The organism is Mycobacterium sp. MMS18-G62, assembly GCF_053877835.1.
Genome location: NZ_CM132662.1, coordinates 1037191 through 1050593, shown reverse-complemented (window position 1 = coordinate 1050593; position 13403 = coordinate 1037191). Strand labels below are relative to the sequence as shown.

The following is a 13403-nucleotide window of genomic DNA, read 5'->3' as shown; positions in this document are numbered from 1 at the left end:
ATGTCCAAGTCATCTCGTCGCGACCGGATCGACCCCATCTGGTGGGCGCCTGTGCTGCTCGTCGTGATCGTGGTGCTGAGCACGCTGACCGTCCTGTCGTTCAACGGGACCTTGCGCAAAACCGTTCCGCTGACGCTGGTTTCCGACAGGGCCGGTCTGGTCATGGAAGACGGCGCGAAGGTGAAGCTGCGCGGCGTTCAAGTCGGGGAAGTCGCATCCATCGGTGCCGAGTCCAACCTGTCGAAGCTGAACCTCAAGATGGACCCGGGCCCGTTCCAGTACCTGCCAAACAATGTCGAGGCGGAGATCAAGTCCAGCACCGCATTTGGTGCCAAGTACGTAGACCTGATCGTGCCTGACGGTGGCGGGAGTTCCGACCGCCTCAAGCCGGGTGCTGTGCTGTATTCCCGCAACGTGACCGTTGAAGTCAACACCGTGTTCGAGAACCTGCAGTCAGTAGTGCATTCGATCGACCCGGCGAAACTGAATTCGGTGCTGTCTGCGGTGGCCGAATCGGTGCGCGGTAAGGGCGATCGCATCGGGCAGGCGATCACGGACGCCAACAACGTGCTGCTCGCTGTGAACCCGAGAATGCCGACGGTCCAGAAGGACTGGCAGCTGTTCGGGCAAACCGCCGAAGCGTATTCCAATGCGGCCCAAGATATCCTGTCGATCCTGGATTCGTTTTCGACGACGAGCACGACGATCACCACGCACGCGAAGTCGCTCGATGAACTGCTGCTGTCCGCCGTGGGATTCTCCCAATCCGGTATCAACACGATCGGCGCAAACCAGTCAAACCTGGTGCGCGCGATGAACATCCTGGACCCGACGACCGCACTGTTCCTGAAGTACTCGCCGACTTATACCTGCCTGTTCCAGGGCGCCCAGTGGTTCTTGGACCACGGTGGCCGAGATGCCTTGGGCGGTAATGGCAAATCGGTGATCATGGATGCTGGCCTGCTGTTCGGTGACGATCCCTACCGCTATCCAGACAACCTGCCCGTCGTCAACGCCAAGGGCGGGCCCGGCGGCAAGCCCAGTTGCGGCTCGTTGCCCGATGTCAGCAAGAACTTCCCGGTGAAGTACCTGGTCACCGATACCGGCTTCGGCACGGGCCTCGATATCCGCCCCAATCCCGGCATTGGCTTCCCCGGTTTCGCCAACTACTTCCCGGTCACCAAGGCAGTGCCTGAACCGCCGAAGATCCGGTATCCCGGCGGCCCCGCACCGGGTCCGCTTCCGGCCTACCCGGGCGCACCTGCATACGGCGCACCGGAATTCGGGTCCGATGGAACACCGCTCTACCCGCCGCCGCCGGGAGGCACGCCATGAGAGGCAGGACTCGCCGCGCTGCCGTGCGGGTGGCGTTGTTCACCGTGATGTGCCTGGTCTTCATGTTCGTGCTGGTGACCGTGTTCGGGCAGTTCCGCTTCGACTCTCGCGTCTCCTACAGCGCGGTGTTCACGAATGTCTCGGGCCTCAAAGGCGGGAACTTCGTCCGCATCGCCGGTGTGGAGGTCGGAAAAGTCAAGAACCTGACCCTGCACAAGGACGGTACCGTCAGCGTCGACTTCGCCATCGACAAGAATCTCACGCTGACCGAGGGCACAAGGGCCGCGGTGCGTTACGAGAATCTCATCGGTGACCGCTACCTGTCCCTCGAAGAAGGGGCCGGCTCGGTGCGGAAACTGCAGCCGGGACAAACGATTCCGCTGGCTCGCACGTCACCGGCGCTCGACGTCGACGCCCTCATCGGCGGTTTCCGGCCGCTGTTTCGTGCGTTGGACCCTGACCAGGTAAACGCGTTGTCCGGCGAACTGCTGAAGGTGTTCCAGGGCCAGGGCGGCACCATCTCGTCGGTGCTGGCCCAGACCTCTGCACTCACCACGACCCTGGCAGGCCGCGACGAGCTCATCGGGCAGGTGATCACCAATCTCGATACCGTGCTCGGCACCTTCGCCGCCCGTGATGATCAGTTCTCCGAAGGTCTGGACAAACTGTCGCAGCTTGTGCAGGGGCTGGCCGAGCGCAAGACCGACATCGCGACGGGCACGGCGTACATCAACGCCGCCGCGGGATCGGTGGCGGACCTGTTGACAGCTGCGCGCCAGCCGATCAAAGACACTGTGGTTCAGGCGGATCGGTTCGCCGGTCAGGTCATGGCCGATCACGATTTCGTCGACGATCTGGTCAAGACGCTGCCCGACGCCTATCAGGTGCTCGCCCGCAACGGGCTCTACGGCGACTACTTCGGCTTCTATCTCTGCGACGCGATTCTGAAGGTCAACGGTAAAGGCGGCCAGCCTGTGTTCATCAAACTGGCCGGCCAGGACTCGGGACGGTGCACACCTAAATGACGTTGATACGCCCCAAGATCAAGCCGCTGGCCGAGCGCAATCGAGTCGTCGTCGGTGTCGTTGGCGCCCTCATTCTGGTCGCATTGGTCGTGGCCGTGTTCTCCTACGACAAGATCCCGTTGATCAAGGGCACCACCGACTACTCCGCCTATTTCACCGAGGCGGGCGGAATCAAGCCCGGAAGCGATGTGCGCGTGTCGGGACTCGGCGTCGGCAGGGTGTCGAGCATCCACCTGGACGGGACGAAAGTGTTGGTGGACTTCACGGTTCGCGACGGTGTCGAGATAGGCGATCGGACCGAGGCCGCGATCAAGACCGAAACGGTGCTGGGGACGAAGTTCCTCGAGCTGACTCCGCGCGGCGACGGCAACCTCGTCGGCCCCATCCCGATCGAGCGGACCAAGTCTCCCTATGACCTGCCTGATGCGCTTGGCGACCTGACCACGACCATCAGCGCTCTGGACACCACGCAGCTATCCACGGCGCTGACGACACTGGCGGATACCTTCAAGGACACCCCGCCCGACCTGAAGATCGCGCTGGAGGGGGTGGCCCGATTCTCCGACACCCTCAACAATCGTGACGCGAAGCTGCGCGACTTGCTGGCCAATGCGAACAAGGTCACCGCGGTGCTGGCCAAGCGCAGCGACCAGATCGCCGGCCTGGTCGTCAACGCCAACGCGCTTCTCGCCGGGCTTCTCACACAACGCGATTCGGTCGATGCGCTGATGAACAACCTGACAGCGGTGTCACATCAGATATCCGGCGTCGTGAACGACAACCGGACACAACTGAAGCCTGCCGTCGACAAGATCAACGGTGTCCTCGGGATCCTGGACAACCGCAGGCAAGAACTTCAGCGCACTCTGTATCTGCTTCGGCGGTATGCGATGTCGTTCGGTGAAGTCTTGGGATCCGGACCGTTCTTCAAGGCCTCACTGGTCAACCTCGCCCCCGGCCAGTTCGCCCAGCCGTTCATCGACGCCGCGTTCTCCGATCTCGGCCTGGACCCGAATGTGCTGCTGCCGTCGCAGCTCGTCGACCCAGGGGTGGGCCAGCCAGGAACCCCGGCGCTGCCGGTGCCCTTTCCGCGTACCGGGCAAGGCGGCGAGCCGAATTTGACACTGCCAGAGGCTATTACGGGTAAACCCGGCGATCCGCGCTACCCCTACCGCGAGCCCCTGCCCGCCCCTGCGCCCGGCGGACCGCCGCCAGGTCCGCCGGCCCTCGGCCCCGCACCGGGCGAACTTCCACCGCCGACCTTCGGGCCACCGGCCCCAGCGGAAGGGGCGCACGGATGACGGCGCGGAGAGCCCTCGCAGCGACCCTGGTCGTGATCCTTGCCGTCGGGATCACGGTGGTGGCCACGCCGTGGTGGAAGAGCGTCGCCCGCAACACCTACGTCGCCTACTTCGCCAACACCAACGGTCTGTATACCGGCGACGAGGTACGCATCCTCGGTGTCGCCGTCGGAACCGTGGACGAGATCGACCCCCAACCAAACGCCGCGAAGGTCACGTTCTCGGTCGACAGGCAGTACCCGGTGCCCGCCGATGTCCAGGCGGCGATCCTGTCGCCGTCGCTGGTGTCCGCCCGCGCGATCCAGCTCGTCCCCGCCTACTCCAGCGGCCCGAAACTGGCTGACGGCGCCACGATTCCGAAGGAACACACCGCTGTTCCCGTCGAGTGGGACGACTTGCGCCAGCAACTGGAGAAGCTCACCGACTCGTTGCAGCCCACGACCCCCGGCGGCCCCAGCGCAGTGGGCGAATTCGTCAACAGCGCCGCCGCGAACCTGCGCGGTGAGGGCGACACGGCACGCGACACGGTCATCAAGCTCTCCCAAGCGGTTTCGGCGCTCGGCGACCACAGCACCGACATCTTCAGCACGGTACGCAACCTGCAGCTGTTGGTATCGGCCTTGTCGTCGAGTAGTGACTTGCTGGCCGCATTCAATACGAACCTGGCCGATATCACGACCGTCCTCGCCAACACACCCAACGAAGTGGCCGACGCGGCAAAGGGACTCGACGGCGCGGTCATCGACCTGCGCGGCTTCGTCGCCGACAACCGGGAGGGTCTCGGCACCACATTCGACCACCTCAATACCGTCACCACTGCGCTGAACGACAGCCGGGGAGACATCAAGCAGGTGCTGCACATCGCGCCGACGGTGTTCCAGAACTTCATGAACATCTACCAACCCGCGCAGAGCGCCGTCACGGGCATCCTTGCTCCGGTCAACTTCGCCAACACCGTCCAATTCATCTGCAGCGCAATCCAGGCCGCGTCGAGGGAGAATTGGGAGCAGTCGTCGAAGCTGTGTGTCCAGTACCTCGCGCCGATCATCAAGAACCGCCAGTACAACTTTCCGCCGCTCGGTATCAACCCGTTCGTGGGAGCGTCGGCGCGGCCTAACGAGATCACCTACAGCGAAGACCGGCTGAATCCGCACCTGCCGCCCGCGCCGCCGGCGGATGTTCCGGCGCCGCTGCCCGCCGAACCACTGACGGCCGAAGCCGCGACACCCACCGACCCCAGCCTGGGATTGCAGGGAATGATGGTGCCGCCCGGGGGCACGCCATGAGGCGAATGGCGATCGCGGCGCTCGTCGTCGCATGCCTGTCCTCAGTTTCAGGGTGTGGCTGGCAGGGCCTCAACTCACTGAACTTGCCGGGGACCGAAGGCACCGGCAACGGCTCGTACACCATTCAGGCGCAGCTGCCCGATGTGGTTGTCATTCAACGGAACACCCGGGTGCGGGTGGCGGACGTCAACGTCGGAAACGTCACCAATATCGAGGTACAGGATTGGCATGCGTTGGTGACGATGCGTATCGACGGCAACGTGCACCTACCGGCGAACAGCACCGCCAAGGTCGGGCAAACCAGTCTGCTTGGGTCCATGCACATCGAACTGGCACCCCCCACCGATGAGCCGCCGCAGGGCGAACTCAGGGACGGTTCGGTGATCCCGCTGACGGCGGCCAGTACCTATCCGACGACCGAGCAGACGCTGGCCTCGGTGTCGGTTCTGCTCAACGGCGGTGGGCTCGGTCAGCTGCAGGAGATCAACCAGGCGTTCGCCAAAGCGTTGGCGGGCCGTGAGAACGACATGCGCAGCCTTCTGAATCAATTGGATACGTTCATATCTCAGTTGAATGCCCAGACCGACGACATCATCTCCGCCACGGAGCATCTCAATTCGCTGGCGGGGCAGGTGGCCGCGAAAGACCAGACCGTCGACACGGCGCTCACCACAATCCCGCAAGCGCTGGCCGTGCTGTCGGATTCACGCGCCAAATTGGCCGATGCCATCGATGCTCTCGGTAAGTTCAGCGCCATCGCGACGTCGACGGTCAATCAGACCAAGGAGTCGTTCGTGGACAACCTGCGCAACATTGCGCCGGTGTTCCGGGAACTGGCCAACGCCGGCCCCGCCCTCACCAAGGGATTGGATTTCCTGTCGACGTACCCATGGGTGAAGAGCACGCTTGCCAACTGGTTCCGGGGTGACTTCGCGAACATCACCCTCGTCATCGATCTGACTCTGAGCCGGATCGACAGCAGCCTGTTCACCGGGACGCGGTGGGAAGGCGACCTCACCGAGCTCGAACTGCAGTGGGGCCGCACGATCGGGCAGATGCCGAGCCCGTATACCGGGGGCAACCCGCTCATCGCCCCGTATCGGTGGGGAGCCTACTGACATGCTGCGCTTGTCGCGTCCGGTGTGGACACAGCTGGCGATCCTGGCGGCGATCACCGTCGTGGCCGTCGGTGTCATGGCATTCGGCTTCGTGAAAGTCCCGGCCTTGCTGGGGATTGGGCGCTACACCGTGACGGTGGAGCTTCCCGCGTCCGGCGGGTTGTACCCGACGTCCGTGGTCACCTACCGCGGCAGTGAGATCGGCAGGGTCAAGTCGATCGACGTCACGGCCGACGGTGTTCGTGCGGTGTTGACACTTAATTCCGAGACCAAGGTTCCGTCCGATGTTTCGGCCGCAGTGCACAGCCGCTCAGCCGTCGGCGAGCAATTCCTCGAATTGACACCGAAAGCCGGCGCAGACACTGCTGCGAAGTTGCGGGACGGCGATGTCATCCCGGTGGGCGACGTGCAGATTCCCGCCGACATCGGAAAGCTGCTCGACGCCACAAACAAAGCGCTGCAAGCGATCCCACCGGACAATCTGCGGACGGTCGTCGACGAATCGGCCAAAGCGGTCGGCGGTCTGGGACCGGAACTCTCGCACATCGTCGACGGGTCGACGGCACTGGCGATCGAGAGCGGAAAGTCCGTCGACCAAATCAGTCAGTTGATCGACCAGGCTCCACCGGTGCTGAATTCCCAAGTGCAGACTGCCGATTCGATCGCCACCTGGGCACAGCGCATGGCGTCGATCACGGGCCAGTTCAAGGCGCAGGACGTGGCCTTCGGGGACCTGCTCAACGTCGGCGGCCCGGCGCTGGAGGAAGGCCGGGCGCTGTTCGACCGCGTCGCCCCCGCGTTGCCGGTGCTGCTGGCCAATCTCGTCAGCCTCGGCGATATCGCGGTGACCTACCGTAACGACCTCGAGCAGCTGCTGGTCCTCTTCCCGCAGGGGACCGCCGTGATGTCGGCGATCGCCGTCGCGGATTCCGGTGTCAAACAGGCTTATCGGGGCATATATCTCGACTTCAATCTCAACCTCAACTTGCCGCCGCCATGCAACACCGGGTTCCTGCCGGTCCGCCAGCAGCGGTCGCCCTCCGATCAGGATTATCCCGAGCGGCCCGCGGGGGAGTTGTACTGCCGCATCCCGCAGGACTCGGATATGAATGTGCGTGGGGTGCGCAACATTCCGTGCGAGACGAAGCCAGACAAGCGTTCGCCGACGGTCGAGCTGTGCGAGAGCGACGAGCAGTACGTGCCGCTGAACGAGGGCCTGAACTGGAAGGGCGATCCGAACGCGACGCTCTCGGGTCAGGGTGTGCCGCAATACGCGCCGGGCCAGGATCCGCGGCAGCCGCCACCGCCTGCGGCCGTCCCCTACGATCCGGCCACCGGCGACTACATCGGCCCCGATGGAAAGCGCTATACACAGACGGATTTGGCGCACCCGGACAACAAGACTTGGCAGTCGATGCTGGTGCCGCCGACGCCCTAGCGCCCGTTCATTCTGCGCGTAGGGTGTGGTCTACTCGCACTTCTTCGCCCTCAGCGCGGAGCCAATGCTCCTCGCGCCTTTGGGCGAGTTGCGCTCCTCTGCTTGAGATTGCACTGAGGGTTGTTGGGTATGTGATTTCACAGCCCTGGATGCAATCTCGACGATGGGACCGTGCAAGCAGTCTGGTGCCGCCAACACCCTAACGTGCCATCGTCGACTCAGGTGCGCTCCAGTCCGTCGAGACGAAGCGATGTCGCATGAGCCAGTCATCGCCGACGGGAACGAACACGTCCCGGTAGCGGCCGTAGTGGTCGAGACCGATCTCGGTGAAGACGGTGAAGTAGCAGGCGACCCGCGCCTGGTCCGGCGCGACGTCGGTGAACCGGATGTTCGTGACGTTATGACGCACGATTCGCTTCACACCCGAGGCCTGCGCTGTCGCGTTCGGTGCTGCGACAGCTCCGCCGAGCAGCTCGACGATCGCCGCCCGGCCGCGGACCGGCTCGCGGCCCCTCAGCTCGAGCTCACCGTCTTCGCAAAAGCTTTGGGCGAGCTCGTCGAGCCGAAGCGCGTCCCCGGACCAGTTGTAGCTGGCGAGTGTGTCCCTGATTCGTTCACGCGCGGTCAGCTCCCAAAGCTCCATGACTCGAACCGTAAACCAGATATGGTCGCGCCATGGCTACCAGCGATTCCCGCGAAGTCACCATCGAAGCAACAACCGAGGAGATCCTCGACGTCATCGCCGACGTCGAGTCGACGCCCAGTTGGTCGTCGCAATACCAGAGCGCCGAGGTCCTCGACAGCTACAAGGACGGCAGACCCAAGCAGGTCAAGATGAAAGTCAAGGCGGCAGGCCTGACCGACGAGCAGGTCGTCGAGTACACCTGGACGGAGACCAGCGCCAGTTGGACGCTGGTCAGCGCCGGCCAGCTGCGCTCGCAGGACGCGAAATACACGCTCACGCCCGACGGCGACAAGACCAAGGTCCGTTTCGAGATCACGGTCGACCCGTCGGTGCCCTTGCCCGGCTTCATCCTCAAACGCGCGATGAAAGGCGCGATGGAAACCGCCACCGACGGCCTGCGCAAGCAGGTGCTGAAGGTGAAGAAGGGCGCCAAGTAACTGACGCTTGACCGGTGGTCGCGTACTGCACTTCGCAAGGACCGCCACCGAATGCTGCATGTGGCTAGGGCGAAGTCGCCATTACTTCCGCGCGGCCGTATATGGCCTCTTACGCTCGGTGGGTGGAATTGTCGTGGCCGTTAACTGGTCGCACCGAGGAGATGCGAACTCTCGAGGCCGCCATCTCGGCTTCGGATGTCTCCGGCATTCTCGTTTGTGGAGCGGCGGGTGTCGGGAAGAGTCGGATCGCCCGTGAGGCGTTGTCGGTTGCCGCTTCGCACGGATTCGATGCGCGCTGGACAGTTGGCACATCTTCGGCGCGGGAAATTCCGCTCGGTGCTTTCACCGCATGGGCGCCGTCAGCTGTCACCGATACATTTCAATTGCTCCGGGGCGTGATCGAATCACTGACCACGGCATCTTCCCCGGACGCCAAGGTGGTCCTGGCTGTTGACGACGCACACCTGCTCGATGACTTGTCGACTTTCGTCGTGCATCAGATCGTGCAGCGGGGTGCGGCAAAAGTGATACTCACGGTCCGAGATGGTGAGCTGATTCCCCTTGCGTTACAAGAGATATCGAAGGTTGGCCACTTCGACCGGCTCGACCTACAGCAACTATCGCTCGACGAAACCACCAAGCTGTTGGAGGCGGCCTTAGAGGGTTCGGTGGATTCGGATGCCGCGCAGCGGCTATGGAAGCTGACCCGCGGCAATGTTCTCTATCTGCGGAACATCGTCGGGCAGGAGGTCGCCGACGGCCGAATTGTGCAAGACCACGGGTACTGGCGGTGGATTGGCGATCCGATCATGCCGCCGGGTCTGGTCGAGCTCATCGAATCCCGCATCGGGGAGCTTCCTACGCCGGTCAGCGATGTGGTCGACGTGCTGGCTGTCGGGGAGCCTATCGACCTCGGGTCCCTCGCACGGATCACCGATGCGGCCGCGATCGAGGAGGCCGAAGCCCGCGGCCTCATCACACTCGAGCCCGCCGGCGGCGGCATCGAGGTGCGGGTGGCGCATCCGCTCTACGGAGAGGTGCGGCGCAGGCGTGCGCCCCACAGCCGGCTGCGACGGCTACGTGGCCTCGTCGCCACCGAGCTCGCAGTGTCAGGTCTCCGAGATGACATCCGAGCCGTCGTGCGCCGCGCGACGTTGAGCCTCGAATCCGACCTCCCAGCCGACGCCGATCTGCTCGTGAGAGCAGCACACGGCGCAGTTTGGCTGGGAGACCTCCACCTCGCGGATCGACTCGCAGATGCGGCAATTCACGCCGGGGCAGGGCCGGAACCCAGCTTTGTTCGCGCGCATGCATTGTCGTGGTTAGGGCGCGGCGAGGAGGCCGAAGCTTTGCTCGCGGATATCCGTACCAGCCAGCTGACCGATCGCGACCGCGCCAGATTGGTGTTCCTGCGATCCAGCAACATGCTCTGGGCGCTCGGCGATCCGGCGCGAGCCAAGGAACTCATCGACGACGCGTCGCGCAACACCCCTAAGGAGGCTCGCGCGTACATCGACGCCTTCCTCACGATCTATTGGTTTGCAACGGACCAGCCAGAGGAGGCGCTGAGGGTTTCGAAAAGACTTGCGTTGGAAGATATTCCCGTCGTCGGCACCGAGATTGCCTGGGCCCTGGCCCAAATATCCGCAGACGCGGGGCGCATCAGCGAAGCAGTCGCCAATGCGGACGCCGGATACGCCGTCGCCACACGCGCCCTCGATGCTCCGCACATGAGGTTCAACATCGCTGACGCAGAAGTCACCGCACTGCTGCTGTCTGGCCGAATTGCCGACGCTCTTGATGTGGCGGAGCGAACGCAGCAGCAGGCATCTCATCTCCCGGGTGCGGCTCAATTGCTCGGTGGTGCCGTGGCTGGGCGGGCCGCGCTTGGAGCCGGTGACCTGCACCGCGCATGCCTATTACTGGAACGGGCGGCCGAAGGGCTGTCGGCATCGCATCCGGGCGGCTGGGGATACCGCTATCGCATATCCCATGCGACCGCATTGGCGATGCGTGGTTCTACTGAGGAGGCGGCGGCCGCGCTTGCCAAGCTCGACGATGTGCAACGCCGGTTTAGGTCTCTGGACCACGAGCTCAGCCTGGCCCGTTCCTGGACGGCCGCCGGCCAAGGCGCGGTGACGGAGGCGATCGCTGTGTTGCTATCAGCGGCCGAAAGAGCGAGAGCCACAGGGCGATTCGCCGCGGAAGTGCTATGCCTACAGTCCGCCGCCCAGTTTGGCGATCGCACCAGTGCGCAAAGGTTGCACGAACTCGAATCGATTGTCGAAGGGCCACGTGTCGGCTTGGCGGCGCGGTTCGCCATCGCCCTGCGCGACGACGATGGCGTTGAGTTGTCCTCGGTATCAGAGGAATTCGAGCACATGGGCGACCTCGTTGCCGCCGTCGATGCGGCGGCGCACGCCGCCGTTGTCTATCGGCGCCAGGGCCGACGAGGTTCGGCACTAGCCTGTTCGACGCGCGCAGATGCGCTGGCCGAACAATGTGGTGGAGCGTGTACGCCAGCGCTTGGTCAGGCCACCGCGCCGTTGCCGCTGACCAATCGCGAACGAGAGATTGTCATGCTGATCGGTGAGGGATTGTCCAACCGCGCAGTGGCCGAACGACTGACACTCTCCGTGCGGACGGTTGAAAGCCACATCTACCAGGCAATGTCAAAGACGGGAGTATCTAGCCGCGACGAGCTCGCCGCTCTTCTGCGCCGGGTGTGACCACAAGTTCGGTGCGCCAGGGTGCGATCGGCGGGCATGTGGCCGCCGGGGCAGGCAGCAGGTCAAGGCCGCGGCTAAGTAGTACCGAGTCGAGACCAGGCGAGATCCAGTGGTGCACTACTGGGGTCATCGAACTGACGCGAGCGACGATTAATCGGTCACAACGCCAACGAGAGAAGGCACAAAGTGTCCGAGTCATTTGCGGCACAAGCCGATCCACAGGCCATCGTCGAAAAGCCGACGTTTCGCCAGGGCCCAGGTCCAGGACGGATGACGGGTACCGCGAAGCACATCGGTCGCGTTGGGGCATTGGCTGTCGCGCTGGGAGTAGGGAATGTTCGGCGCGCCGCCACCCGGATGACGGTGTCGATCGGCGTCGCGGCCCTGGTGGTGATGGCCACGACTGGGCCGGTGCCGGATTCGACTGGGTCGCCGGCCGTGCGGCTATCGGCCGACTCGACCGCCCTGATCGTGTGCGGGACCACCTGCCCGACGCCCGACGAGTACGTGGTCGGGTCCGTCATGAACCAGTTCATCACGCCGACCCATCCAGGCCAGACCATCACGCCGGTCGCGGTGACTACGCCCGAGGAGTATTGGCCCATCACCGGGTTTTTGCGCCTTATCGGGCCCGTGGTCGGGGATCCGCGCTTGTTCGGACCTGGTGGGCCGGCGTGGCCGGATGAGCCGTGGTGGAAACTCTCGGGGCTTTTCGACCTCACCATCGATCAGTCGCTGCGGGCCGGGGTCGCCGATCTGGAGACTGCGATGACGAAGTATGGCAACGACCATCAGGTGATCTTCGGCGACTCGCAAGGTGCGGCGCTCGTGATCATGGAGAAGCGCAAGCTCGCCGAACAGTATCCGGCAGGGACCACGGCCCCCGATATCGAGTTCGTGCTGGCCGGTGACACGAATCTGCCCAACGGCGGCCTTAATGCCCGGTTCCCGGGCCTCTACATCCCGGTGCTCGATCTGTCGTTCAACGGCCCCGAGCCCACCGACACCCAGTTCAAGACCGTCACCATCAACCGGCAGTACGACGGCGCGGCGGATTTCCCGTTGTATCCGCTCAACGTCATCGCCGACCTGAACGCGGTGCTGGGCTTCTTGTACCGGCACACCCACCCGTTCGACGTGACCCTGGCTCCCGATGCGTCGACGTCGGCGGCTTACCAGGGCACCCATGGCGACACCAGCTACTACTTCTTCGAAACGCGGGACCTGCCGCTATTCGATCCGCTGCGCGCGCTGGGGGTGCCCGAGCCGCTCATCGACGTGGTTGAGCCGTTCTTCCGGGTCCTGGTGGAACTGGGCTACGACCGCACCATCCCACCGTGGGAGCCCACGCCGGCACGGCTGATCCCACAGTTCGACCCCGCGAAGGTGGTCACCGATCTCGTCAACGCGATCGGCGAGGGAATCAACAAATCCCTAGGCCTCATCGGCTTGCCACCGCTGCCGAGCATGCCCACGCCTGTCACCCTTGCGGCACCGGCCAGCGAAACCGCTACAGCCGACATCTCCCACCAGGTGACGGCGAAGGACACGCCGACCCAAACCGAGCAGGCGAAGTCGACGGGAACGGCGATCGGTACCCGCCAGATGTCATTGGACACCGCAACATCGACGACGACGGTGACCGAAACCGATCCGCCAACGTCAGCGCAAACCGCAACCGACACCGAACAGCCGACGCCGCTGGGCGTAACCGAAACCACCAAGGCGGCGTCGACGACAGCCAGTGCGGTCCAGCCGTCGACCGCGGCAAGGCCCGAGCCTTCAGCTAGCGCCTCGACACCCACGCCGGAGAAGCCTCGGCCGGTGTTGCGCGATTCGCTCGGGGTGGATCAGCAGCTCCCCGACCGGTCCGACCGCGGCGAAGCCGACCAGCCGACGACCCGGACCGCCGCTGCCGGCGCTGAGGCCGCGACCGGCGAACCCTCCTCGACCGCATCGTCGTCAGCCGCTTCGTCGTCGGCCGGCAGCTCCTCGGACGGCGGTTCGTCGGGCGGCGACGGCGACGGTTCCTAGTGGTGCTCGCCAGCC

The 13403-nt window shown here is 64.3% G+C and carries 10 protein-coding genes; 9 read left to right on the top strand and 1 reads right to left on the bottom strand.

The window, feature by feature from the left end; all coding sequences use genetic code 11:
- The 6 genes from ACWW36_RS05150 to ACWW36_RS05125 are packed head-to-tail and all read left to right on the top strand — an operon-like array spanning position 1 to position 7503.
- Complete coding sequence (locus ACWW36_RS05150) at positions 1-1335, top strand: MCE family protein (RefSeq protein ID WP_456140520.1); 1335 nt, start codon at positions 1-3, stop codon at positions 1333-1335.
- Positions 1332-2360 carry an MCE family protein gene (locus tag ACWW36_RS05145; RefSeq protein ID WP_456140519.1) on the top strand — a complete coding sequence of 343 codons (1029 nt, stop codon included), beginning with the start codon at positions 1332-1334 and terminating at the stop codon, positions 2358-2360. The genes ACWW36_RS05150 and ACWW36_RS05145 overlap by 4 nt, the downstream gene beginning before the upstream one ends.
- Entirely contained in the window at positions 2357-3661 is a 1305-nt protein-coding gene (locus ACWW36_RS05140; RefSeq protein WP_456140518.1) for an MCE family protein, read from the top strand. Before ACWW36_RS05145 ends, ACWW36_RS05140 begins: the two co-directional genes overlap by 4 nt.
- The gene (locus ACWW36_RS05135) at positions 3658-4947 is read left to right on the top strand and encodes an MCE family protein (RefSeq protein ID WP_456140517.1); all 1290 of its coding nucleotides are present in this window, start codon (positions 3658-3660) and stop codon (positions 4945-4947) included. Before ACWW36_RS05140 ends, ACWW36_RS05135 begins: the two co-directional genes overlap by 4 nt.
- Positions 4944-6065, top strand: a complete 1122-nt coding sequence (locus ACWW36_RS05130; RefSeq protein WP_456140516.1) for an MCE family protein — start codon at positions 4944-4946, stop codon at positions 6063-6065. The genes ACWW36_RS05135 and ACWW36_RS05130 overlap by 4 nt, the downstream gene beginning before the upstream one ends.
- Before the next feature lies 1 nt (position 6066).
- Complete coding sequence (locus ACWW36_RS05125; RefSeq protein WP_456140515.1) at positions 6067-7503, top strand: MCE family protein; 1437 nt, start codon at positions 6067-6069, stop codon at positions 7501-7503.
- 199 nt (positions 7504-7702) lie between these two features.
- On the opposite strand, the gene ACWW36_RS05120 is transcribed toward ACWW36_RS05125, so the two are convergent.
- Complete coding sequence (locus ACWW36_RS05120; RefSeq protein WP_456140514.1) at positions 7703-8146, bottom strand: nuclear transport factor 2 family protein; 444 nt, start codon at positions 8144-8146, stop codon at positions 7703-7705.
- Between the two features lie 32 nt (positions 8147-8178).
- On the opposite strand from ACWW36_RS05120, the gene ACWW36_RS05115 reads away from it, so the two are divergent.
- From ACWW36_RS05115 to ACWW36_RS05105, 3 genes are all read left to right on the top strand, one after another.
- Positions 8179-8625, top strand: coding sequence for an SRPBCC family protein (locus ACWW36_RS05115; protein ID WP_456140513.1), 447 nt, complete (start codon positions 8179-8181; stop codon positions 8623-8625).
- A 122-nt stretch (positions 8626-8747) separates the two neighbouring features.
- Positions 8748-11354, top strand: a complete 2607-nt coding sequence (locus ACWW36_RS05110; protein WP_456140512.1) for a tetratricopeptide repeat protein — start codon at positions 8748-8750, stop codon at positions 11352-11354.
- Between the two features lie 186 nt (positions 11355-11540).
- Positions 11541-13388, top strand: coding sequence for a PE-PPE domain-containing protein (locus ACWW36_RS05105; protein WP_456140511.1), 1848 nt, complete (start codon positions 11541-11543; stop codon positions 13386-13388).
- Positions 13389-13403 lie beyond the last annotated feature (15 nt).

Bases quoted from the DNA above. Each gene is read 5' to 3' on its own strand.
- ACWW36_RS05150 (WP_456140520.1), top strand. From the start codon at position 1: ATGTCCAAGTCATCTCGTCGCGACCGGATCGACCCCATCTGGTGGGCG.
- ACWW36_RS05145 (WP_456140519.1), top strand. From the start codon at position 1,332: ATGAGAGGCAGGACTCGCCGCGCTGCCGTGCGGGTGGCGTTGTTCACC.
- ACWW36_RS05140 (WP_456140518.1), top strand. From the start codon at position 2,357: ATGACGTTGATACGCCCCAAGATCAAGCCGCTGGCCGAGCGCAATCGA.
- ACWW36_RS05135 (WP_456140517.1), top strand. From the start codon at position 3,658: ATGACGGCGCGGAGAGCCCTCGCAGCGACCCTGGTCGTGATCCTTGCC.
- ACWW36_RS05130 (WP_456140516.1), top strand. From the start codon at position 4,944: ATGAGGCGAATGGCGATCGCGGCGCTCGTCGTCGCATGCCTGTCCTCA.
- ACWW36_RS05125 (WP_456140515.1), top strand. From the start codon at position 6,067: ATGCTGCGCTTGTCGCGTCCGGTGTGGACACAGCTGGCGATCCTGGCG.
- ACWW36_RS05120 (WP_456140514.1), bottom strand. From the start codon at position 8,146: ATGGAGCTTTGGGAGCTGACCGCGCGTGAACGAATCAGGGACACACTC.
- ACWW36_RS05115 (WP_456140513.1), top strand. From the start codon at position 8,179: ATGGCTACCAGCGATTCCCGCGAAGTCACCATCGAAGCAACAACCGAG.